Genomic DNA, 20,921 nt, shown 5'->3' on the forward strand with positions numbered 1-20,921 from the left:
AGCAACTGAAACTTCGAATTCGATTTTAGGGATAGATTTAAAAGTACTTCATTTATTTAAATGTTTTAAGTGTAACGGAAATTTAATTCTTGAAGATGGTATTATCAATAAGAACCAAATTGTTGAGGGAAAGTTAATTTGTAATTGTGGTGAGGAATACGCGATTATTTCCGGGATTTTAACAGCTGGAAAATTATTTAAGGCGTATGAAAGGATATCACTTGAAGAGTCTATTTCAGATTATATCCATGAAACTGATACCACCTTTTTGGAGAATATACAAAGAGGCGGCGAATGGGCAAAAAAGAAATTAATACAGCTAGATTTAAATAACAAGATATTACTTGATTTAGGATCGGGTCTGGGGTTCTTTTTACGAAATGTTTATGAAAAATTACCGGAAGATTGTTTATACATTGCTGTTGATCGAGATTTGAATAAACTTCTATTTTTAAAAGATGTAATTGAAAAAAGAAATCCTAAAAGAAACATTTTATTTATATGTGCTGATTTTTTAAGTATACCTATTCAGAATCATTCTGTTGATATTGTAATTGATCAGTCTGGTACAAGTAATTATAGTTTTGAACATGAGGATTTTTTATTACTCGAATTAAATTCCCTTTTTAAACACGATTGTTATTTATTAAGCTCATTTATTTTATTTAATAATTTCAGCATAAATAGCCAAATTCCAACTAGATTTCGAGAAAATTTTATGTCTTCAAAAGTTAAGGGAGAAATACAAAAGCTGCAGTTTAATTCCATAGATGAAAGAACTTCAAAATACATGAATCGAGGCGGAAAATACGAAAATTTCTTTGTTTATGGAGAAGAAACATATACATATTCATTTTTCGGAAAAAGATGGGGTTAACCCCATCTTTTTTAATTTTTCTTTTAAAAGTTTTTAATAATAGCATATTGATATTGGGTTGACCCGAGAACTTACACTGTACGTAATACAAAGTTCAGTGGGAGGGAAGAGTTATGGGGAGTTTACGATTACATTTAGAAAATAAAAAAAGCAATCAAGAACTAAGAAATATTTGCCTCTATTCAATTGCGAAAACAGTATCTATATTTGGTAGCTCTATTTATAGTTTCGCATTAGGATTATATGTTTTACAAATAACCGGATCAGCATTAAATTTCGCGATTACGCTCATATTAGGGACTATTCCAATGATTGTTATGAATCCATTTGCCGGTGTAATTGCTGATAAGGTTGATAAAAAGAAACTGGTTGTTTGTATGGATCTACTAAATGGAGGCTTATTAATTGCTGTTTATATAGTAAGCAGCAATTACGGATTAAACTTATTCATTATTTATGCTACTACCTTTCTTTTGTCGGTATTTACAACATTTTTTGGGATAGGATTAGAAGCTGCAAAACCAAATATCGTCTCTAAAGAGCGGCTTATGAGTATTAACTCTATAAGTAAAATTATCGATTCTGTATCTTTAATTCTCGGTCCTATGTTAGGTGGCATCGTTTTTGCAGTCTTTGATATTAAAATTTTTATAATTATAAACGGTATTTCATTTATTCTTTCGGGTATATCCATATTATTTATTCATTTTAAACTGTTCGGATTCAACATAAATGAGGAATGTCCAAAAAGGAAAATTAATTTTATTAAAGATATAAAAGAGGGGTTTTCATACTTAATTGAAAAAGAAAGCTTAAAGAATACTTTACGAATTTTAATTTCACTTAATTTCTTCTTAGGGTTTGCTGTAACTGTTCCATTGCCATACATTATTAACACAGTTCTCAATCTTAGTTCTAAGCAATTGGGTATCATTCAAGGGACTTTTCCAGTAGGGATGATAATTGGTGCAATTTTAGTAAAAAAGATAACTGATCGTTTTTCTTACTCTTATCTTTTGAAAAAGCTAAGTTTTATGTTGGCAGTTTTTATGATTATTTCAGGAATTCCAGTTTTATTTAAAAGTTTTGAAGTGGATGGTTTTGTATACGTTATTACGTATTGTGTTGTTATGTTCTTTTTAGGGCTTATTATAGCACTAATTGATATTCCTTTAATTTATTTCATGCAAAAAGAGATTCCGGATAAATATAGGGGAAGAGTGCTTAGTATTGGATTAAGTTTAGGGAAAATGATGCAGCCAATAGCACTCGCAATATCAGGTATATTATTAAACTATATTCCAGCCTATACTATTCCAATTGTAGGAGGAATCTTATATTTAATATTGAATAAGGTTTCTTCAAATCGTTTAACATTAGAAGTTCATTCGAAAGATTATAGCGCTTAGTAGTTTCTTAGTTTATTTATAGAATGGATATCACCATTTAGCTAAAAAAAGCAAATACCCCGAAACGAAAAAATGAACTACTATGGACAATTATGAAAAGATTACATTTCAGTTTTGGAGATAATTCAAAATTGTAGGTTGCTGAGTATGAATGCTATTTCTAAATATAATAAGAAAATTTAACTTTATTGATTGACCTTCCTCTTACAGGAACCAGTATATTTAAAGCAATTAATAACAGGAGGTGATTGTTATGCTTTCAATTGGTGAGTTTTCAAAAATATCACATCTCACAATGAAGACGCTGCGCTACTATGATGAAATTGGACTTTTAAAGCCTGATTTCATAGACGCTAAAAATGGCTATCGCTACTATAATATTTCTCAATTAGAAACAGCTTTATTGATTACACGATTAAAAACCTATTTATTTTCACTGGAAGAGATTAAAGATCTTTTAACAAATTGGGGGAATACTGAGTTTCTTAACTCTAAAATGAAAGTCAAACAAGAAAATCTAACACAACAAATAACATTTTATTCTTCTGTATTAAAAAAGTTAACGCTTGATATTCAACAATTAGATGAAGATGAAAGTATCATGGGTTACTTAAATCATATTGAGATTAATCTTGTAAATCACTTAACCTATAATATATTATCTCAGCGAAAACAAATGAATACCGCTGATTTTTTAACGCATTTTAATGAGTTGTTTAGTAAAATTTCATTTGAAAATTTACTACCTATTGCAAAACCACTTGCTATATTCCATAGTTCAGAATATGTACCTGAAAGTTATGATGTAGAAATTGCGATTCCTCTTGCAGAGGCCACAAATAAAACAAAAGTGTTTAATCCCGGTCTTTGCGCAATGGCTAAACTTATTAGTTCTTACGAAGAATTACCTTCTATTCATACAAAACTACATGTATGGATTAAAGAAAATAACTATAAACTGAATGGCGCTCCGTTTGAAGTTTATAAAACGAATCCTTATAGCACACCGGTGGAGAATAATATCATAGAAGTATATTTTCCTATAAAATGAATAAATGAAGGGACGTATCACAATGTATGGTATAAACCGGCCAACGATAAAAGAAATAATCTTCATTTTAGTTGCTGAGATTATCTATTTAATCATTGCATATTACTTACTATTCATTACTAATTTCAAGCCAGGCATTTCAATAGGGCTTTTTATAGCTTTAATTATTACCGCTTTACGATTAACAGCTATGATGTTTATATGGTTGCCTAGAGGTATTGCATGGCAAGAAGCCATCATGAACAGTATTGCTTTTGGGATTTATTATTTAGGTTTTCCCATTTTAATGATTACTAGTAAACAGGATTCAAACTTAATAGTGCTTGTTATAGGGTGGATATTATTTTTAGGAGGGAGTATATTAAACACAGTTTCAGAGTTACTTAGAAAACCTTTTAAAGACAATCCTGCAAATCAAGGTAAGCTATATACAGGCGGTTTATTTAAATATGCAATTCATATTAATTATCTTGGGGATTGCCTTTGGGTATTAGGCTTAGCGCTAATCTCTAACAATATTTATAGTTTGCTAATACCTCTAGGCCTATTCATAGTATTTGTTTTTGAATATATTCCAAAATCTGATGATTACTTACAGAATAAGTACGGAGAACAATTTACAGTATATAAACAGAAAACAAAAAAACTAATACCGTTTATTTGGTAAATTAATTTCATAAATTATAAAAAACGCAGGATCACCATCCTGCGTTTTTCTTATCGTAATTCAGCTGTTTTTCTAATAACAATCTTATCAATATCATCCTCTTCATCACCAATAAATAATCCACGTTCTTTTAAATATGTTTCGAAGTATAAATCTGCTTCTGCACGTTCATCGTATGGCTTTACAGAAAGAACGAAACCTAATTTATTTTGCTCCTCTAAATGAGAAGTGGAGATGTAAGCTGGTACATTGTGGCGTAAAAAGAGCTCTTTAACCGGAATAATCATATCTTTCATTAATTTAGTTAACATACCCATTTCAAACTCAAAATTAAAGCGATCTATACTAGATAAATCCGCGAACACTACACCAATAAAACCTGTATTAAATACTTCTTGATATTCTACTTCTTCGTTACCGTAAAAATTCTTTTCAATTAAATAATTTATAAAATAAGAAACACCATCACTTTGTTCAAAAGGTTTTGTTGAAAGAACGAAGCCGATTTTCTTTTGTTTATGTAAATACACACATGACATGTATGCAGCGATATTATGTTCTTTAAATAATGCACTCGTTGCTCCAGATAAACCATCTAATACGTGATGAACAATTTGAAGTTTTTTACGAGCGAAATAATAGGATTTCTTTTGTAACTCCAATGTATCAATAAAGACAGAGCCGATAAAGCCTGTATTTGAAATAATAGGTGTTTGCTTTTTTCTTCCTCTGCGCTTTGCTTGAGTCATTGTTAAAATCATCCCTTCATGTACAATTAAAATAAAAAAGAACGTTTGTTCGTATATTTATATTTTACTATTAAAACGCTCTAAAGTAAAGGGTTTTTGATGAAAAAACAACAAAAAAGACACCTGTAAAAGGTGCCTTAAACGCTGTAGGGAAGAGGGTTCATCCCAACTATTTATATTATGATACAGAAACAATCTCTTCTGTATCTTCTACATCTAAATGACAGTCCATAGTACGAACATCTTGATCCTCATGACTTCCGAAATAAATAGTAATTTTCATATGTATCGCTCCTTTATTCTAGGAATACCTAAAATAATTACTAGTAATGTTAATATTTATTATATACCACTTTTTTCATTCCGACAACGTTATATCATTTTTAATTCTTTTAGGGCGCAAAGAGTGATTTATAGAGATATTTTTATAGAAATAGGTACATTTCCTATATGTTATATTTAATACTGAAGGATTCGAATACGAATTTTTATGAAAGGAGCAAAATTAATGAATTATAAACAGTTACTAATAGATAATTTCACATATAAAACCTCATATATTGCGCGGCAGGTACATGGAATGGATGTAAAAGAAATGAAGGATTACATTACTGTCGACTGCGGATTACCTGCAGATACATGTAATATTATTACACTACTAAATAGTAATGTAACGGAAGGGATCGAGAAATTATATAAGGAGGTAGAATGTTATAATCAAAAGAAATTTCCAATGAGTGTTTGGTTTGGATGATAAGCAAGAACAGACTATAAAAAGCGAATTAATCAAACTTGGTTTAAAAGAAGCAGAACAGAATATCGCGATGGTAGCAGACTTAAGAAAAATTCATCCAACAATAGACATTCCAATAGGTTTTACAATACAAAATGCAACATCGCCAGAACAAATACAACAATTTGGCGAAACGTTAGCAGCTTTATTCGGTACATCAACAGAAGGTACTCACGTACAAGCATACTATAATCAAATTGCTTCTTTAGATTTATGGAATAGTGATGCCATGAATCTATACTTAGGCCTTTATAAAGGGAAGGTAGTATCTGTTGGCTCTTTAGTTTGTACGGAAGATAGCGTCGGTATTTATGATATAGCGACTAAAGAAGATATGAGAGGAAAACGATTTGGTTCTACTATGTTTAATTTCCTGCTTCAAGAAGCAAAACAACTAAAAGATACTTACTGCATATTACAAGCTTCACCTGATGGAATAAATATTTATAAAAAATCTGGCTTTCAAGTTGTAGGACAAATGACAGTTTTTGAAAATCGACATTTAATTGAATAATTCATCCAAATCAAATCGCTTTAAATATAGGAGTAAACATACCGTTATGAAGAAAATATCTATAATTACAATCATCTGTTTCTTTATTGTAATTAGCACTTTTGTTTTTCAGCAAGTAAATGAACAAAAATATACAAAAGCTATTAATCAATCAAATCATATTAAAAACATCGCGCATAGAGGGGCTTCTGCATATGCACCGGAACATACATTAGAAGCGTATCAATTAGGACAGCAATTAAAAGGTGACTATATAGAAATAGATCTCCAAATGACAAAAGACGGACATTTAGTAGCTATGCATGATGAAACATTAAACCGCACAACAAACGGTACTGGTTTTGTAAAAGATCATACATTAGATGAAATAAAACAACTGAATGCAGGTTCTTTTTTCAATAAAAAGTATCCAAAGTTAGCAAAGAAAGAATTTGAAAATGCTAAAGTTCCAACACTAGAAGAAATTATTGAAACGTTTGGACATAATGCTAATTATTATATCGAAACAAAATCACCATATGAATATCCTGGAATGGAAGAAAAGTTATTAGAAATTATAAATCTCTATCAAATAAGTGATAAAGTTATTATTCAATCATTTAGTGAAGAAAGTCTACGAAAGACTCATAGTTTAAATGCCAATATACCGTTAGTACAATTATTATCATATAAAAAAGCAGTTCAATTAACAGATTTAGAAATAAAAAACTATAAAACATACTGCATTGGCCTAGGCATGAACTACAAATATATTGATGCAGTCTATGTGAAAAAAATAAAGAAACATGAATTAGAAGTTCATCCATTTACAGTAGATAATGAAAAAGATATGGAAAAGTTACTAAAATGGGGTGTAGACGGGATGTTTACTAATTATCCGGATCGTTTGCATTCAATATCGCCTTAAAAAAATCATAAATAAAAAGAATCCAAGTATTATTGGATTCTTTTTATTTTCACTTCCTGGTTATCCTTATAAAAATAAGATGTTCCATTCTATTTTTACAAAATAAATTAGAAGGTAATTAAACTGTAATTAATTTTACCTTTGTTTTTTATACCTTTTTGATACACTAGATACAAGAGGAATGCCAATTAGGGTAGGTAAGAACCAAAACCATATTGGTGGTAGTAAATTTATAATAGGAATATACATCCCAATGTTCACTAAAAGTGCGGTCACTGCACCAATGTAGGAGCCTAGCATACCTCTAATATGATGCCCTAGCCAATTTTTCCATCGCTGTTTTCTTGCGAGATATCCGTAAATCGCAAATGAATAGGAGATAATTGCTACATAAAATAAATATGCGATCTCATCCCAGTTTATAATGGACAATATAATTGCAGTAAGAGTTATTACAACATAGGATGCATGATATATTTCGCCCCATTCTGTATGCTTTCCTTTCTTTTTTTGAGCAACCATCGCTACAATTCCCGTAATTAAACATATGGTTCCAAATAATATGTGAATGGTCAAAAGAATATTGAAAACGCTCATGATAATTCCTCCTTTTTATTTTTATAGTATTGCAGTATAGGAGAAAAGTTGAAAAATATAGTTAGTTCGGCTTAATATATTGAAATATAGGTACTCCTAGAACAAAATGGAATGATTAAATTTTTTCTCAAATTTAGTGAGACGAGTATTACGTTAAATGAAGGAGAGACTTTTATGTTTACATCTATTACATATTTACAATCTGGGAATGATAAGCAACAAAAAGTTTACGAAGTTATGAATAAACTAAACATAATGAAGGATTTAGCTTTATATAGCCCTGTACTTTGCGGGACAATCCCTATTAGAATTGATACCCTTCATTCTGACTTAGACATTGTAATGGAAGTACATAATTATGATGTTTTTGAACAGGAAATTAGATCTTTATATGGTTCATATGAAGGTTTTGAAATGAAAAAGAAAACATTAGAAATATCTTAACAATAAAGGCAACTTTTCAATTTGAAGGTTTTGAATTTGAATTATTTGGTCAACCGCGGCCAGTGCGTAACCAAAATGCATATAAACATATGATAGTGGAGCACATGCTATTAATGCAGCACCCACACATTAGAGAAGAAGTAATTGAATTAAAAGAACAAGGCGTAAAAACAGAACCGGCTTTTGCGCAAGTATTAAAAATTGACGGAGATCCTTATGAAGAACTTATTTTATTAGGACAGGAAATGAGATTGTGGTAAATAAGGTACACAAAAAATCCTCTTTATATAAAAGAGGATTTTTATTATGCCATTAACTTACGAATCAAATTACTTAATATATAAATACCTTGAGCAATTTGTTCAGTGGAAGCATATCCATACGATAAGCGTATGCACTGATCCGATTCTTCTTCATAAATACGTCCTGGGTTTAAAAGTACTCCCTTTGATAGGGCCTCTGAAAACAGTTTTTTCATTGGAATGTTAGGTACAACCGTTAGCCATATAAAAAATCCACCACTTGGGATATCCCAAGTAGCAATATCTGCACAATACTTGTCTAAAGCTTGTAACATCATTCGTCTGCGCTCTTTCAGGTGGATCCTTACGTTCGCAACGTGTTCTTCATAAAAGCCTTTACTTAACCATTCCGCAGCAACTCTTTGAGATAAAGAACTCGATCCATAGTCTGTTTGCATTTTTATGTCTGATAATCTATCAATAACTGGCTCTGGTCCGATAATCCAACCAATTCTAAGTCCTGGACTAAGCGTTTTAGAGAGACTACCAATATATAATACATGTCCATGTTTATCCATTGATTTTAACGGAGGTGGAGGTAGTTCATCAATCCATAACTCACGATAAATGTCATCTTCAATGATAGGCAATTGTTCTTTTTCGCAAATTTTTAGTATTTCTTTTCGACGCTCTTTGGACATTAATGCACCCGTTGGATTTTGAAAACAAGGAATCGAATATAAAATATTTTTCTTTTGACTATAATTAATTCGTCTTATCAAGTCATTAGGAAAAATGCCATGATGATCCATCTGTATTCCAGAAAGGTGAATATTAGCCGATTGAAATACATGTAGCGAATATAAGTAAGATGGTTGTTCAAGTAAAACAGTTGATTCTCTATGTAAGAGACCGATTGATATTAATTGTAATGCCTGCAATGCACCAGAGACTATTAATACAGAACTTGGAGATGTATTTATTCCGAATGATTTTACATAATTACTTATCGCTTCACGTAAAGGGAAATATCCTTTTTGTTCCTCGTATCCGAAATAATCTAGCTCCTCACATACGTTTCCCATAATGAATTTCATGGTTTCTAACGGGAAAAGATGAGGTGCAAGTTCTCCTTTACTAAGATGAATGAATTTTTTATTTGCTTTTGCTTCATTAATTTCTCGAACCATTAATTTACTAGGTTTATGAATACCGGCTTTCACATATTCACTCCAATCAGGCGGGGGATTAGTCGCTAATAATGACCATGTATTATTCATTACAATTGTTCCCGCTCCAACTTTCCCTTGAATTAAACCATCTGCCATAAGCTCTTCTAGCGCAGTTATTACAGTACTACGATTAACATGAAATAAATTCGCTAACTGCCGCTGACTAGGAATCTTACTTCCAATTGTCCATTCTCCGTTTTCAATCTTTTCCTTCATATAGTCTATTATTTGTCGATATTTTGGCGGTCTTTTATCGGTAGACATATTAAAAAACTCCCTCATTCATTTTAAAAATACAAAGTGGTTGGTTTTTTCGAGGAATAACTGGTTGAAGACATTGTATCAACTATTAAATATGATGAAAAGAAATAATTGGTAATTAAAAAATGGCTGGTTTATTGGAGAGGGAGAGAAAATATGCAGAATAAAAAATGGAATTCTCGTATTGTATGTGCTCACGCTTTTACAATTCTTATATGGGGGACAGCTTTTCCAGGAATTCGTATGGGGCTTGAAGCTTACACGCCTGAACACCTTACACTACTACGATTACTGATTGCTTCTTTAATTCTTATTCTGTTTTCGTTAATATACAAATTACGTTTACCTGACTTAAAAGACATTCCAGTAATTTTTATATTTGGCGCTCTAGGATTTACTATTTATCATATTGCACTGAACTACGGTGAGAAGAGTGTGAATGCTGGACCTGCTAGTTTAATTGTATCTGTAACACCTATATTAACGGCAATTCTTGCTTCTGTTTTTTTGAATGAAAAAATGAAATTAAATGGTTGGATCGGTGGTGTAATTAGTTTAGCAGGAATTTCTTTTTTATCATTAAATCAAGGAGATTCCATTCAATTGAATAGTGGGGTATTCCTTATATTATTAGCGGCATTTTCAGAAAGCCTATATTTCGCTTTCCAAAATTCGTACTTAAAAAAATATGGTTTCTTGCCATTTACAATATATACAATTTGGTCTGGTACTGTATGTATGCTTATTTTTTCACCTGGGATTTATGAAGAAATCGTAGCAGCTCCTATAGAAATTACTTTGAGCGTTATATATTTAGGTGTGTTTCCGACAGTACTTCCGTACATTGCATTAGCATATATTACATCCCATGCCGGTGCATCTGAGGCAACTAGCTCTTTATATTTAACACCAGTAACTGCGTGTTTTATCGCTTGGATATGGTTAGGAGAGGTGCCCACTTTTATTTCGATAGCTGGAGGAATCATTACTATACTTGGAGTTGTGATTGCTCATTTAACATTTAAAAAAGATAATTATAAGCAAATCGAGAGCGAAAAAGTATGGTAAGACTCTTCTGCAAGTAGTTGCAACTTGAAAGTAACAATATTGAATTAATATGGGGTTTTTAATATAGGTATAATGGAAAATATCTATATTAAAATGTACTAGTCCAGCATTTGTACGGAATTTAATTATACTGTTAGATGATTACCAGAGTAAGAACTAGTATAATACTAGTTCTTTTTATCGACACACTACTCACCATTAATATTTGCTTAGAATTGTATAGATTTAAATTTTTTCCACATATACATAATTATCTTACCTATGAAAGGGGAACGTTTCTTGAAGAAAGTTTTATTTTTCGGAGACCCAGGTATTGATGATTCATTTGCAATTATGTACGGATTACTACATCCTGAAATTGAAATTGTTGGTATCGTAACTGGATATGGAAACGTTGAACATATACATGCCGCTCATAACGCAGCTTATATTTTACAGTTAGCAAACAGACAAGATATTCCTGTAATTAGCGGGGCAACAAAGCCACTTACAAATGAAATTACAACGTATTACCCTGAAATTCATGGGCCAGAAGGTTTAGGACCCATACATGTACCGGAAAGTGTGTTATCTATTCCGATATACAATTTTGGTAGTATTGCTGCAATTCTTGTAAAGTATGGAGAAGATCTAACAATTGTCGATGTAGGAAGATCTACCTCGTTAGCAATTGCGTTTAATTTATGGAACGACTTGATGTTAAATGTAAAAGGAATTTATTTTATGGGTGGTGTCTTTTTAGAAGCAGGGAATGTTACTCCATTAGCAGAGGCAAACGTGTACGGAGATCCTATAGCAAGTCAAATTGTATTTCAGCAAGCGAAAAATATAACGTTATTCCCTTTAAATGTAACAAATAAAACAGTTTTAACCCCAAATGTATTTACTTATATTTTAGCTAATACAAAAAATTCATTTAAGCCAATTATGAAACCAATGTACGATTATTATTTATCAGCATACCAAAAGCTCAATCCATCTATTGAAGGGCCATTATTACACGATGTACTTGCTATAAGCGGTTTGGTGAATCCTACTTTTTTAAATTACACATCCCGAAAAGTGACTGTGGATATATGCGGTGAAACGAAGGGACAAACTTTTGCTGATTTTCGCCCACACTCTAAATCTGAAGGGGCGCGTATAGCGTTACAATTAGATGAGGAAAAATTTATACAGGATTTTATGAAAATCATGTTATAGGTTGATGTCGAAAAAGGGAATCATTTCACTCCGTTGAATATAAAAGGTAAATTCTCTTTTTAAAGGAGCTTAAAATAGTGAACGTCCAATTAAAAATTGTTACGAGAGAAAATTGGGAAGATGCATTAAAGTTACAAGTTAAAGAAAATCAAATGCAATTTGTTCCGGCAGTGGCAGTATCACTTGCTAAAGTATACATAAAACCAGATGGTGAAAATGTCGAATATATTCCATTGGCTATATATGATGGTGACCTTATAGTCGGTTTTATTATGCATGCTTTTGTACGTGAGTCAACCGATATGTATTGGATTAACGGATTTATCGTTGATGAAAAAGAACAAGGAAAAGGATATGGAAAAGCAGCATTACAGGAAATCATTAACTTAATAAAAAATAACTTTAAAGAGTGTGAGGAAATTAGATTAACTGTCCATAAAGATAATATTTCTGCAAAGAAACTATATAAATGTTATGGTTTTAAACCATCAGGAAATGTATATGACGGTGAGGAAGTATATCGCTTATTGTTGAATTAAAGATGTGCGATTTTCAATAAAGTTATATCGTGTATTTATAGTGAAAAGGTAAAGAACATCTAGAATTGGAAGATCGATTAAGAAACTGATTAGAAACAATAAGTTGTTTCGTTAAAGGGCCCTATTGCGGAGAATTGGTTTTACTAATCCATATAAATTATCGCAAACTGAATTCACGCAATTATTTAAACATTTTATTATAAAACAGTATTTATATATACTTAAACTATCATTAATAAAAACATCAATGGAGGAACTATTATGAAAGAGAGCAATAAAAAAGAGTTGTCACTAGAGCAACGTGAAGAATTAATACAAACATTGAAAGATCGTTTTGAGAATAACATAAACCGTCATAAAGGGCTAGAATGGGCTAATGTTCAATCAAATCTGGATGCTAATACTGAAAAGTTGTGGTCGCTCAATGAAATGGAACGCACTGGTGGTGAACCTGATGTTGTTGATTTTGATAAAGAAAAAGGCGAATACATTTTTTATGATTGTTCAGCAGAAAGTCCTAAAGGTCGTAGAAGTGTTTGTTATGACCTTGAAGCGCTAGAATCAAGAAAGAAACATAAACCAGAAAATAACGCTATTGATATGGCAGCTGCTATGGGCATTGAACTATTAACGGAAGAAGAATATCGTACGTTGCAAAATATTAGGAATTTCGATTTGAAGACATCGAGTTGGGTGCAAACACCTTCTGATATTAGAGAACTTGGCGGTGCCCTTTTTTGCGATTATCGCTTTGGACACGTCTTTGTGTATCACAATGGGGCAGAATCTTACTATGCCGCAAGAGGCTTTCGTGGTTCGCTAAGAGTCTAAAATTTGTACAGGCAGGTAAATTTGAAATAGAGAATAGATTTGCCTAGGGAAAAGTAGTGATTGCATTCTTTTGCTATCGGTTTCGATTTTGAGTCCGCGAAGAATAGGGCTAATCAAACCTTTTTGTAAAAGAATGAATCAACTAAAAATATTAAGAGTATGTTTTGATGATTTATTTTCATAAACATACTCTTTTTTAGAATCGTTTATCAAGTTTATTAGTTTCAATTAAATTGTAAACGCGAACATGTAAATGTACTCTTGCAGTTATTCATAATGTTCATCCATATGAAACACCTATGATTTATATTATCCCGCTTTTAAATGACAATTTTTGAGCAAGTATAAAGTGAATGATTAGGAGGAATACGAAATGAAAAGTAAATTCCATCATATTGTACGAGCAATCATGATAAAAGATGAAAAATTACTAGTTGCTGAATACATAGGACATCACTATTTTTTACCCGGTGGCCATGTTGAGATTGGGGAATCAGCAGAGAATGCACTAATAAGAGAGTTACGCGAAGAACTTGGAGTAACATGCAGTATAAAACAATTTTTAGGCGTCATAGAAAATAAATGGCAAGCTAAAGAAACTCTCCACCATGAAATTAACCACATTTTTGAAATAGATTCTAATGAATTGAAATCTGATTTTACTCCAATATCTAAAGAGTCCCATTTAGCATTTCACTGGATTGATTTTAATAAAGAAAACATAAATTCTTATACAATAATGCCGGCACCTTCAGTAAAAGAATTACTAGAAAGAAAATTAAGTGATGAACTATTAACTTGCTGGATTAGTAACTTTTAATTGACTCTATTTATATTAATTACGTCCACTAAAAGAATATAAAGAAAATAGGCTCATAAACAAGGTACATCACCTAGTGTAAAGTCATATTTTGTTGATGTACGCATTTAGTCTATAGCCTTATTTCTACTTTATTTTTAAAAGTAAATAAAGTTAAAAGTATGGACGGAATTTACATTTGTAAATGGAGGGTTTCATAATGAATGAGTTTCAACAAGAACTACAAGCATTAAACCTTAATGATTATCAACCTGGTAATGTTGTGTATTGGGATCAGCAACAAAATCAATATCCATATTATTACATCCAAGACGATGCACGTCGTTGTGGCGGATGCGGTGGACGTTGTGGTGGCTGTGGTGGTCGCTGTGGTGGTTGTGGCGGTGGACGTTGCGGTGGTTGTGTAGGTTGCGTTGGCTGTGTAGGTTGTTTCAGCTGTTCTAATTGCTGGAGCTGGTGGATTATTTAAGTACAGAATAATATTTCACATGAAAGAAAAGTGTAAATACCAGTTTATGTTGTATTAACGCTTTTCTTTCATGCTGTCATTTTTTCGTTTTCATTTTAGGGGGAAATTTATTTGTACAAATATGAGAAATTAATTTCATGGGTAGAAAATATTAAAGAGACAAATCAAAGTTCTGCGGCAGCACTTTGCATTATGAAAGATAATAAGATTGTGCTAGAGCATTATAGTGGAACGCATTCAAATACTCCTACTAGCAAAAAAGTAAACTTATCTTCACAGTTCAATGTCGCTTCCGCAAGAAAAAGCTATTTAGGATTAATGGTAGCTCATGCAGTTTATGAGGGGAAAATAAAATCTCTTGATGACGAGGCAGTAAATTATTTTAAAAAACATGATCCTTCATTACTCGGTAAGACAACGATAAGACACTTAGTAACCCATTCACACGGTTTAAATGAAACCGATGAGGGGACAGTTTTTCGTGAATTTGAGCCGGGACAAGCTTGGGCGTACAGAGATATTAATGTAAGAATGGTGACGCAGCTTATTTATCAGCTGTATAATAAGAGTTTTCCTGAATTGTTAAAGGAGCGTGTATTCCTACCTGCCAACTTCAATGAAACTGGATGGAGAATAGAACATGATGAAAATTTAGTTAAGGTTATTGTAAATCCAACTGAAGATGCTATAGAAAGTATCGGTGCAGTAGATGATGGCTCCGAGAAAAATTTGTTTGTCTCTGCGAGAGAATTTGCATACTGGGGGAACTTGCATTTAAATAACGGGTTCTTAAATGGTAAACAAATTGTGCCAAAAGAAGTTATAGAACTTGCTACGAGCATACAAAATCCAGCGTATAAAAATAAAGAACTACCTCAAAACGGGTTGTTTTGGTTCGTTCAAAATGAACCTGCTTTACTTAGCGAACTTGGTGAGCGAGTTCCGAAAGGTTCTTATCAAATATTAGGAATTACAGGACCCACGATATTAGTCATTCCAGAATATAATGTCGTCGTTGCTAAAATGTACAATAAAAGATACAACTATGGTGGAGACAATTATTTATATTATTTACGTGAATTTAGCAATTTAGTCGCTGATACATTTAGCAGCAGTATAAATAATACGATTAGGGCATAACTACTCCTATAATAAAAAGGAGTGAACTATAATGAAAAATGAAGTGAATAAAAATAAAAAACAAAATATAAAGCATGTAAACACAGAACAAAATGCGATTTATAGCGATCCGAAAGATGCAGCAAATATGCAAACTGTACCGCAGCCGAAAGACTTCGAGGAAATCGAATATTAATTTCCTCTCCGACTTATTTATGAAAGAAAAATACGTCTTAAGTCTCATCACTTTCAGCAAATTATTTGATAACATATGTACATAAGCATTTGAAAATGTCTTATCTTAACAAAGCTTTCTTTAAATACATCTGTATATAACCTACAAAGAGGCACTTCTTGATGAAGTGTCTTTTTGTGTAAACTAACTTAATTTCCATTTTCCGTACGGTATCGTGCAATTTATCATGGATATACTAATTGTGAAAATTCATGTCATGATAAAAGAAGGGGACAGTTAGTATGAAACAATCATCTATAAATCCGTTGCTAATTGTTCTAGGTACAATCATCGTTCAAATTGGCCTAGGAACAATTTACACATGGAGTTTATTTAACCAACCCCTTGTAAGTAAGTTTGGATGGAACCTCAATTCAGTCGCGATTACTTTCTCAATTACGAGTTTTTCTTTATCATTCTCGACTCTATTTGCAGGAAAGCTACAACAAAAATTTGGACTCCGTAAACTTATCGCTACTGCAGGAATTGTTTTAGGACTCGGTTTAATACTTAGTTCACAAGTTTCTTCATTACCATTACTTTATTTATTAGCCGGTGTTGTCGTTGGATATGCTGATGGAACAGCATATATTACCTCACTATCTAATTTAATTAAATGGTTTCCAAACCGTAAAGGGCTTATTTCTGGTATATCTGTTTCGGCATATGGAATGGGAAGCTTAATCTTTAGATATATAAACGGAAATCTTATCAACAGTCTCGGGGTATCACAAGCATTTTTATATTGGGGTATTATCGTCTTACTTTTAGTGTTGATAGGATCATTCTTCTTACGTGAAGCAACTGTAAGTAACACTGTAACTGAAACATTACACAATGATTATACGCCGCGTGAAATGATGAAAACAAAACAAGTATATCTCTTATTTTTCATGTTATTCACATCATGTATGGGCGGTCTGTATTTAATCGGTATGGTAAAAGACATTGGGGTGCAGCTCGTTGGTCTTAGTGCAGCGACTGCCGCAAATGCCGTCGCAATGATTGCAATCTTTAATACAATAGGTAGAATTATTCTTGGAACGTTATCAGATAAAATAGGTCGATTAAAAATCGTCTCTGCTACATTTATTATTATTGGATTGTCCGTCTTTACTTTAAGTTTTATTCCACTAAATTACGGGATTTATTTTGCTTGTGTAGCAAGTGTTGCCTTTTGCTTTGGTGGTAATATCACTATATTCCCTGCCATTGTCGGGGATTTCTTCGGATTAAAAAACCATAGTACAAACTACGGGATTGTTTACCAAGGTTTCGGATTTGGTGCACTTGCAGGATCATTCATTGGAGCACTGCTTGGCGGATTTCAACCAACCTTCATTACAATCGGTGTTCTATGTGTAATATCTTTCGTTATCTCTATAATAATCCGTCCTCCAAATGCAGAAAAGGAGAAGGAAATAAAATCGTTAAATCGAAAAATAGCTTAATGCTAAGAAAGAGTCCTTATGCTAGGGCTCTTTTTAAAAGATTATTTTTACATTATAAGATAATGTGTAAACAATGTACTCCACGTCAAAATAAAACCACGTAAAAAGGATATTTACTATTAATTACAATTAGAGTCTCCACTCGAAATATCTGGATTTTACCCTTTACTTATTACGTAACCTACTATTAAAAAAGACAGGATAATTTAATTATTAAATTGAATAGATTACGTAAATATAAAAAGGTGCGTGATACTGAAAATGAAAATTCAAAAACAATGGATTCAAGAAGATAGTGATTACATAAGAGAGAAAGTAATTGAATATAACCAAAAACATCTATCAAATAAAGAAAAAACACCTTCAGAAAAGGTAAGTTTTATAGTAAGGAATGAAAAAGAAGAAATAATCGGAGGGGTAACAGCGATAACATTTTGGCATCACTTGCATATTGACTTTCTGTGGGTGTCTGAAGAATATAGACACAAAGGCTATGGAAGCAAATTAATGAAACTTATTGAAGAATTTGCAATCGAAAAAGAATGTCAGCTGATAAACTTAGACACTTTTAGTTTCCAGGCTCCAAACTTTTATAAAAAACATGGATATAAAGTGATCGGAGTCAGTAAGGATCATCCTAAAGGACATCATCACTACTATTTAGAAAAAAGGTTGTAAAAAACATATTAAATTTATAGTTGCTATTGTTTGGTATTCTCTAAACGAATCGACTTTTTAACATTTAGAGGGCGTGTTTTGATTATCCCTTTTCAAAACACGTTCTTTTTCTTTTTTGTGAATAAAAACAATTTAATGGTAGAATGAAATAAAGACAGAAAATTCTTATCATTGAAGGGGATTAAATATGAAAAAGGTGAATGTTACATACGCGCTTTTATATGATGAAACTCACGAAAAGCTCTTAATGGTTAAAAACAAAGGAAAAAATGGCTCTTATTATACATTACCAGGTGGGGCAGTAAAATTTGGTGAAACGTTAGAAGAGGCAGCAATTCGTGAAGTGAAAGAAGAAACTGGACTAGATATACATGTAAAAGGGATTTGTTCCATTAGTGAAGCGTTTTTCGAGGAAAGAGGACATCATGCAATCTTCTTTAATTTTTTAGGAGAAATAATCGGAGGGGAAATTTGCATATCACGCCCAAAAGAAATTGAAGAAATTATCTGGATGGAATTACATAAAGCAGAACCTTATTTACGTATACCAAAACATTTAAAAGGCCTTTTACAAACGAAAGAAACAATACCTTATATTTTTAATGGAACTATTATTCATCAATCTTCATAAACATATTATTTCATTTAAGGCGGGGGAAAAATGGAGTTTATCGTTAATCACAAACAATTTACACAAGCTCTTTCAGAAGTAAGTAAAGCTATCTCAACAAAAACTTTAATTCCTATATTATCCGGAATAAAAATAACAGCAGATCAATCTGGAATTACTTTAGTCGCAAGTAATTCGAATGTTTTCATTGAAAAGTTTATACCTAGTTCAATTGAAGGTGTACAAATTACAACTATTATAAAAGCAGGAAGTATTGTTGTACCAGCAAAATATTTCATTGAAATTATTAAGAAAATGCCAAGTGAAATTTTAATAAAAAGTATGAATGAGCAGTTGATTACAATTCAATCAGATGAAATTACTTTAAACTTAAATGGATTCTCGGCGAACGAATTTCCGAATGTACCATTTATAGACGATCATGCAGAAATACAAGTAGAAATGGAACAGTTGATTGAAGTATTTAAACAAACTGTCTTTGCAGCTGCTAAAAATGAATCTAGACCCGTTCTTACTGGCGTACATTTTGTTATTGATCATAACAAATTAATTTGTGCTGCTACTGATTCACATAGACTGGCTTTACGTGAAATCCCCATTTCTTCACATGCGAAATTAAATTGTATTGTACCAAGTTCCACTATTAGTGAACTATTAAAATTAATGAACAGTAATTCAAATTTAGTATACATATATCTTTCAGAGAGTCACATTATTTTTAAATTCGGTACAATTACGTTGTATTCAAGGCTTATTGAAGGGAAATATCCTAATATAACCGGCCTAATTCCAAATGAATCCCAAACGGTTATTAATATAGATAGAAAAAAGATTTTACAAGGTGTAGATCGGTCAAGTTTATTAGCTAGTGAATGGGCAAACAACAACGTTAACTTAGAAATCATCGACGAATCCACAATACTAATCTCATCTAACGCTTCTCAGATTGGTAAAATATCCGAGACACAACAAATAGATGCTATTCACGGCGAAAAGCAATTAAATATATCTTTTGATGGACGGTATATGGTCGATACTTTAAAAGTAATAAAAGAAGATAGAGTTACTTTAAGTTTTGGTGGCTCCATGAGGCCGATATTAATTGAAGCAGGTGAACAATCTGCAGCAGTATATTTAATATCACCTGTTAGAACTTATTAAGAACAAAGGAATGAATTAAAAATGTACAAGCATACTTTATGTTTTATAAAAAGAAATGAAGAAATACTTATGCTAAACAGAGAATATGATCCTGTAAAAGGATTATGGAACGGTGTAGGAGGGAAGATAGAAAAAGAGGAAACACCGTTAGAAAATGCAATTCGTGAAATAAAAGAAGAAACAAATATAGATGTGGAACAAAATCAAATTCAATTTAAAGGCATTATTAAATGGGAAGATTCCTCATATTCTGGTGGCATATATGTATATCTAGTTGAGCTACTTAATGAATTTACATATCACACTCCAAAAAAAGTCTCAGAAGGAATTCTAGATTGGAAAGAGGTATCTTGGATTCTAAGTGACTATAATTACGGCGTAGGAGAGATGATACCTAAATTTTTAACTGAAGTACTTTATAATGAATTAATATTAGAGCACTCTTGCGTTTTATCAAATCATAAATTAGTAGAGTATAAGAATAAAGAATTAGCTAAGCAGACCAGCCCAATAGATTCAATACATAATTAGTGCAAGCAGTAACAGAAAATAGCTAATGTAATCGAAGTGAAACTAAAGATAAAATTTAACGTGAGGGTGAGTAGTATTGATTCTACCTCTGTGCCGACAAGTAGAATTTTAAATAGTGGGAAAGAAAATATAGTAAAGTAGTAATTAGGGGAGATTAGTATGTAATAGAAGGAGGAGCTCATGAAAAAAGGAAATCACTTATTTTGGATATACATAACTAGTATTACTATTATAATACCCTTAATTATTTACTTAGCATTGGCAGCCTCTAGCGAAAAAGATACTCTTACTCAAGTGAAAAAGCTCCCAATATCCCATCTGCTATTCAATATTCAAACGATATAGGAGACCCTACAGGATATTGGACAACAGAAAAGATGAAAAATGCAATTCCAGTAGATAAAACAAAGAATTTTAATAGATGAGTCATAAATGAATAAAA

The 20,921-nt window shown here is 31.9% G+C and carries 21 protein-coding genes and 3 pseudogenes; 21 read left to right on the forward strand and 3 right to left on the reverse strand.

Features of this window, described 5'->3' with window-relative positions; translation table 11 throughout:
• The 4 genes from CDB3_RS11030 to CDB3_RS11050 form a co-directional block, all read left to right on the forward strand.
• A partial coding sequence (locus tag CDB3_RS11030; protein WP_142263484.1) for a class I SAM-dependent methyltransferase occupies positions 1 to 877 on the forward strand: 877 nt, incomplete at its 5' end.
• A 113-nt stretch (positions 878 to 990) separates the two neighbouring features.
• A complete protein-coding gene (locus CDB3_RS11040) occupies positions 991 to 2,286 on the forward strand; it encodes an MFS transporter (RefSeq protein ID WP_128854513.1) in 1,296 nt (431 codons plus the stop codon).
• Between the two features lie 253 nt (positions 2,287 to 2,539).
• Positions 2,540 to 3,337 carry a MerR family transcriptional regulator gene (locus CDB3_RS11045; RefSeq protein WP_128854514.1) on the forward strand — a complete coding sequence of 266 codons (798 nt, stop codon included), beginning with the start codon at positions 2,540 to 2,542 and terminating at the stop codon, positions 3,335 to 3,337.
• A 22-nt stretch (positions 3,338 to 3,359) separates the two neighbouring features.
• A complete protein-coding gene (locus CDB3_RS11050) occupies positions 3,360 to 4,004 on the forward strand; it encodes a methyltransferase family protein (protein WP_128854543.1) in 645 nt (214 codons plus the stop codon).
• A 50-nt stretch (positions 4,005 to 4,054) separates the two neighbouring features.
• Here CDB3_RS11050 and CDB3_RS11055 read toward each other — a convergent pair whose 3' ends face one another.
• On the reverse strand, positions 4,055 to 4,753 hold the full coding sequence (locus CDB3_RS11055; protein WP_060751184.1) for a hypothetical protein: 699 nt from the start codon (positions 4,751 to 4,753) through the stop codon (positions 4,055 to 4,057).
• A gap of 508 nt (positions 4,754 to 5,261) precedes the next feature.
• Here CDB3_RS11055 and CDB3_RS11060 point away from each other — a divergent pair.
• Together CDB3_RS11060 and CDB3_RS11065 are read left to right on the forward strand one after the other, a co-directional pair.
• Positions 5,262 to 6,060: pseudogene (locus tag CDB3_RS11060) on the forward strand (GNAT family N-acetyltransferase).
• 46 nt (positions 6,061 to 6,106) lie between these two features.
• The gene (locus CDB3_RS11065) at positions 6,107 to 6,967 is read left to right on the forward strand and encodes a glycerophosphodiester phosphodiesterase (protein ID WP_128854515.1); all 861 of its coding nucleotides are present in this window, start codon (positions 6,107 to 6,109) and stop codon (positions 6,965 to 6,967) included.
• Between the two features lie 135 nt (positions 6,968 to 7,102).
• Here CDB3_RS11065 and CDB3_RS11070 read toward each other — a convergent pair whose 3' ends face one another.
• Positions 7,103 to 7,564 (reverse strand): DUF2306 domain-containing protein, encoded by a 462-nt coding sequence (locus tag CDB3_RS11070; protein ID WP_128854516.1) that lies wholly within the window; start codon positions 7,562 to 7,564, stop codon positions 7,103 to 7,105.
• 174 nt (positions 7,565 to 7,738) lie between these two features.
• On the opposite strand from CDB3_RS11070, the pseudogene CDB3_RS11075 reads away from it, so the two are divergent.
• A pseudogene (locus tag CDB3_RS11075) lies at positions 7,739 to 8,268 on the forward strand (DUF4269 domain-containing protein).
• A 44-nt stretch (positions 8,269 to 8,312) separates the two neighbouring features.
• Here CDB3_RS11075 and pdxR read toward each other — a convergent pair.
• Positions 8,313 to 9,746, reverse strand: a complete 1,434-nt coding sequence (pdxR, locus tag CDB3_RS11080) for a MocR-like pyridoxine biosynthesis transcription factor PdxR (RefSeq protein WP_128854517.1) — start codon at positions 9,744 to 9,746, stop codon at positions 8,313 to 8,315.
• Between the two features lie 153 nt (positions 9,747 to 9,899).
• Between pdxR and CDB3_RS11085 the strand changes: the two genes are divergently transcribed.
• The 14 genes and pseudogenes from CDB3_RS11085 (at position 9,900) to CDB3_RS11145 (ending at position 20,479) form a co-directional block, all read left to right on the forward strand.
• A complete protein-coding gene (locus tag CDB3_RS11085; protein WP_128854518.1) occupies positions 9,900 to 10,811 on the forward strand; it encodes a DMT family transporter in 912 nt (303 codons plus the stop codon).
• Positions 10,812 to 11,090: 279 nt separating this feature from the next.
• The gene (locus CDB3_RS11090; protein ID WP_098889559.1) at positions 11,091 to 12,014 is read left to right on the forward strand and encodes a nucleoside hydrolase; all 924 of its coding nucleotides are present in this window, start codon (positions 11,091 to 11,093) and stop codon (positions 12,012 to 12,014) included.
• 77 nt (positions 12,015 to 12,091) lie between these two features.
• Positions 12,092 to 12,553, forward strand: a complete 462-nt coding sequence (locus CDB3_RS11095; protein ID WP_128854519.1) for a GNAT family N-acetyltransferase — start codon at positions 12,092 to 12,094, stop codon at positions 12,551 to 12,553.
• A 261-nt stretch (positions 12,554 to 12,814) separates the two neighbouring features.
• Positions 12,815 to 13,384, forward strand: coding sequence for a DUF4256 domain-containing protein (locus tag CDB3_RS11100; protein WP_128854520.1), 570 nt, complete (start codon positions 12,815 to 12,817; stop codon positions 13,382 to 13,384).
• Between the two features lie 225 nt (positions 13,385 to 13,609).
• Positions 13,610 to 13,722 (forward strand): annotated as a pseudogene (locus CDB3_RS32955) (cytochrome C biogenesis protein); the annotation flags it as partial.
• Between the two features lie 35 nt (positions 13,723 to 13,757).
• On the forward strand, positions 13,758 to 14,204 hold the full coding sequence (locus tag CDB3_RS11110) for an NUDIX domain-containing protein (RefSeq protein WP_128854521.1): 447 nt from the start codon (positions 13,758 to 13,760) through the stop codon (positions 14,202 to 14,204).
• Between the two features lie 199 nt (positions 14,205 to 14,403).
• Positions 14,404 to 14,673: a heterocycloanthracin/sonorensin family bacteriocin gene (locus tag CDB3_RS11115; protein WP_071746051.1), complete on the forward strand. Its 270-nt coding sequence runs from the start codon at positions 14,404 to 14,406 to the stop codon at positions 14,671 to 14,673.
• A 111-nt stretch (positions 14,674 to 14,784) separates the two neighbouring features.
• Positions 14,785 to 15,813, forward strand: coding sequence for a serine hydrolase domain-containing protein (locus CDB3_RS11120; protein ID WP_128854522.1), 1,029 nt, complete (start codon positions 14,785 to 14,787; stop codon positions 15,811 to 15,813).
• Between the two features lie 31 nt (positions 15,814 to 15,844).
• Positions 15,845 to 15,988, forward strand: coding sequence for a hypothetical protein (locus tag CDB3_RS31640; RefSeq protein ID WP_179139691.1), 144 nt, complete (start codon positions 15,845 to 15,847; stop codon positions 15,986 to 15,988).
• A 281-nt stretch (positions 15,989 to 16,269) separates the two neighbouring features.
• The gene (locus tag CDB3_RS11125; RefSeq protein ID WP_128854523.1) at positions 16,270 to 17,478 is read left to right on the forward strand and encodes an L-lactate MFS transporter; all 1,209 of its coding nucleotides are present in this window, start codon (positions 16,270 to 16,272) and stop codon (positions 17,476 to 17,478) included.
• A 261-nt stretch (positions 17,479 to 17,739) separates the two neighbouring features.
• Positions 17,740 to 18,156 (forward strand): GNAT family N-acetyltransferase, encoded by a 417-nt coding sequence (locus CDB3_RS11130; protein WP_128854524.1) that lies wholly within the window; start codon positions 17,740 to 17,742, stop codon positions 18,154 to 18,156.
• 187 nt (positions 18,157 to 18,343) lie between these two features.
• On the forward strand, positions 18,344 to 18,787 hold the full coding sequence (locus tag CDB3_RS11135) for an NUDIX hydrolase (protein WP_128854525.1): 444 nt from the start codon (positions 18,344 to 18,346) through the stop codon (positions 18,785 to 18,787).
• Between the two features lie 30 nt (positions 18,788 to 18,817).
• Positions 18,818 to 19,948, forward strand: a complete 1,131-nt coding sequence (gene dnaN / locus CDB3_RS11140) for a DNA polymerase III subunit beta (RefSeq protein ID WP_128854526.1) — start codon at positions 18,818 to 18,820, stop codon at positions 19,946 to 19,948.
• A gap of 21 nt (positions 19,949 to 19,969) precedes the next feature.
• A complete protein-coding gene (locus CDB3_RS11145; RefSeq protein WP_128854527.1) occupies positions 19,970 to 20,479 on the forward strand; it encodes an NUDIX hydrolase in 510 nt (169 codons plus the stop codon).
• Positions 20,480 to 20,921: the final 442 nt, after the last annotated feature.

It is taken from the genome of Bacillus sp. CDB3 (assembly GCF_002081505.1).
GTDB lineage: Bacteria > Bacillota > Bacilli > Bacillales > Bacillaceae_G > Bacillus_A > Bacillus_A cereus_AT.

Coding starts and splice junctions, on each gene's coding strand:
- CDB3_RS11050 (WP_128854543.1), top strand. CDS start 3,360: ATGTATGGTATAAACCGGCCAACGATAAAAGAAATAATCTTCATTTTA.
- CDB3_RS31640 (WP_179139691.1), top strand. CDS start 15,845: ATGAAAAATGAAGTGAATAAAAATAAAAAACAAAATATAAAGCATGTA.
- CDB3_RS11130 (WP_128854524.1), top strand. CDS start 17,740: ATGAAAATTCAAAAACAATGGATTCAAGAAGATAGTGATTACATAAGA.
- CDB3_RS11085 (WP_128854518.1), top strand. CDS start 9,900: ATGCAGAATAAAAAATGGAATTCTCGTATTGTATGTGCTCACGCTTTT.
- CDB3_RS11135 (WP_128854525.1), top strand. CDS start 18,344: ATGAAAAAGGTGAATGTTACATACGCGCTTTTATATGATGAAACTCAC.
- CDB3_RS11040 (WP_128854513.1), top strand. CDS start 991: ATGGGGAGTTTACGATTACATTTAGAAAATAAAAAAAGCAATCAAGAA.
- CDB3_RS11115 (WP_071746051.1), top strand. CDS start 14,404: ATGAATGAGTTTCAACAAGAACTACAAGCATTAAACCTTAATGATTAT.
- CDB3_RS11065 (WP_128854515.1), top strand. CDS start 6,107: ATGAAGAAAATATCTATAATTACAATCATCTGTTTCTTTATTGTAATT.
- CDB3_RS11125 (WP_128854523.1), top strand. CDS start 16,270: ATGAAACAATCATCTATAAATCCGTTGCTAATTGTTCTAGGTACAATC.
- CDB3_RS11055 (WP_060751184.1), bottom strand. CDS start 4,753: ATGACTCAAGCAAAGCGCAGAGGAAGAAAAAAGCAAACACCTATTATT.
- CDB3_RS11045 (WP_128854514.1), top strand. CDS start 2,540: ATGCTTTCAATTGGTGAGTTTTCAAAAATATCACATCTCACAATGAAG.
- dnaN (WP_128854526.1), top strand. CDS start 18,818: ATGGAGTTTATCGTTAATCACAAACAATTTACACAAGCTCTTTCAGAA.
- pdxR (WP_128854517.1), bottom strand. CDS start 9,746: ATGTCTACCGATAAAAGACCGCCAAAATATCGACAAATAATAGACTAT.
- CDB3_RS11100 (WP_128854520.1), top strand. CDS start 12,815: ATGAAAGAGAGCAATAAAAAAGAGTTGTCACTAGAGCAACGTGAAGAA.
- CDB3_RS11110 (WP_128854521.1), top strand. CDS start 13,758: ATGAAAAGTAAATTCCATCATATTGTACGAGCAATCATGATAAAAGAT.
- CDB3_RS11145 (WP_128854527.1), top strand. CDS start 19,970: ATGTACAAGCATACTTTATGTTTTATAAAAAGAAATGAAGAAATACTT.
- CDB3_RS11070 (WP_128854516.1), bottom strand. CDS start 7,564: ATGAGCGTTTTCAATATTCTTTTGACCATTCACATATTATTTGGAACC.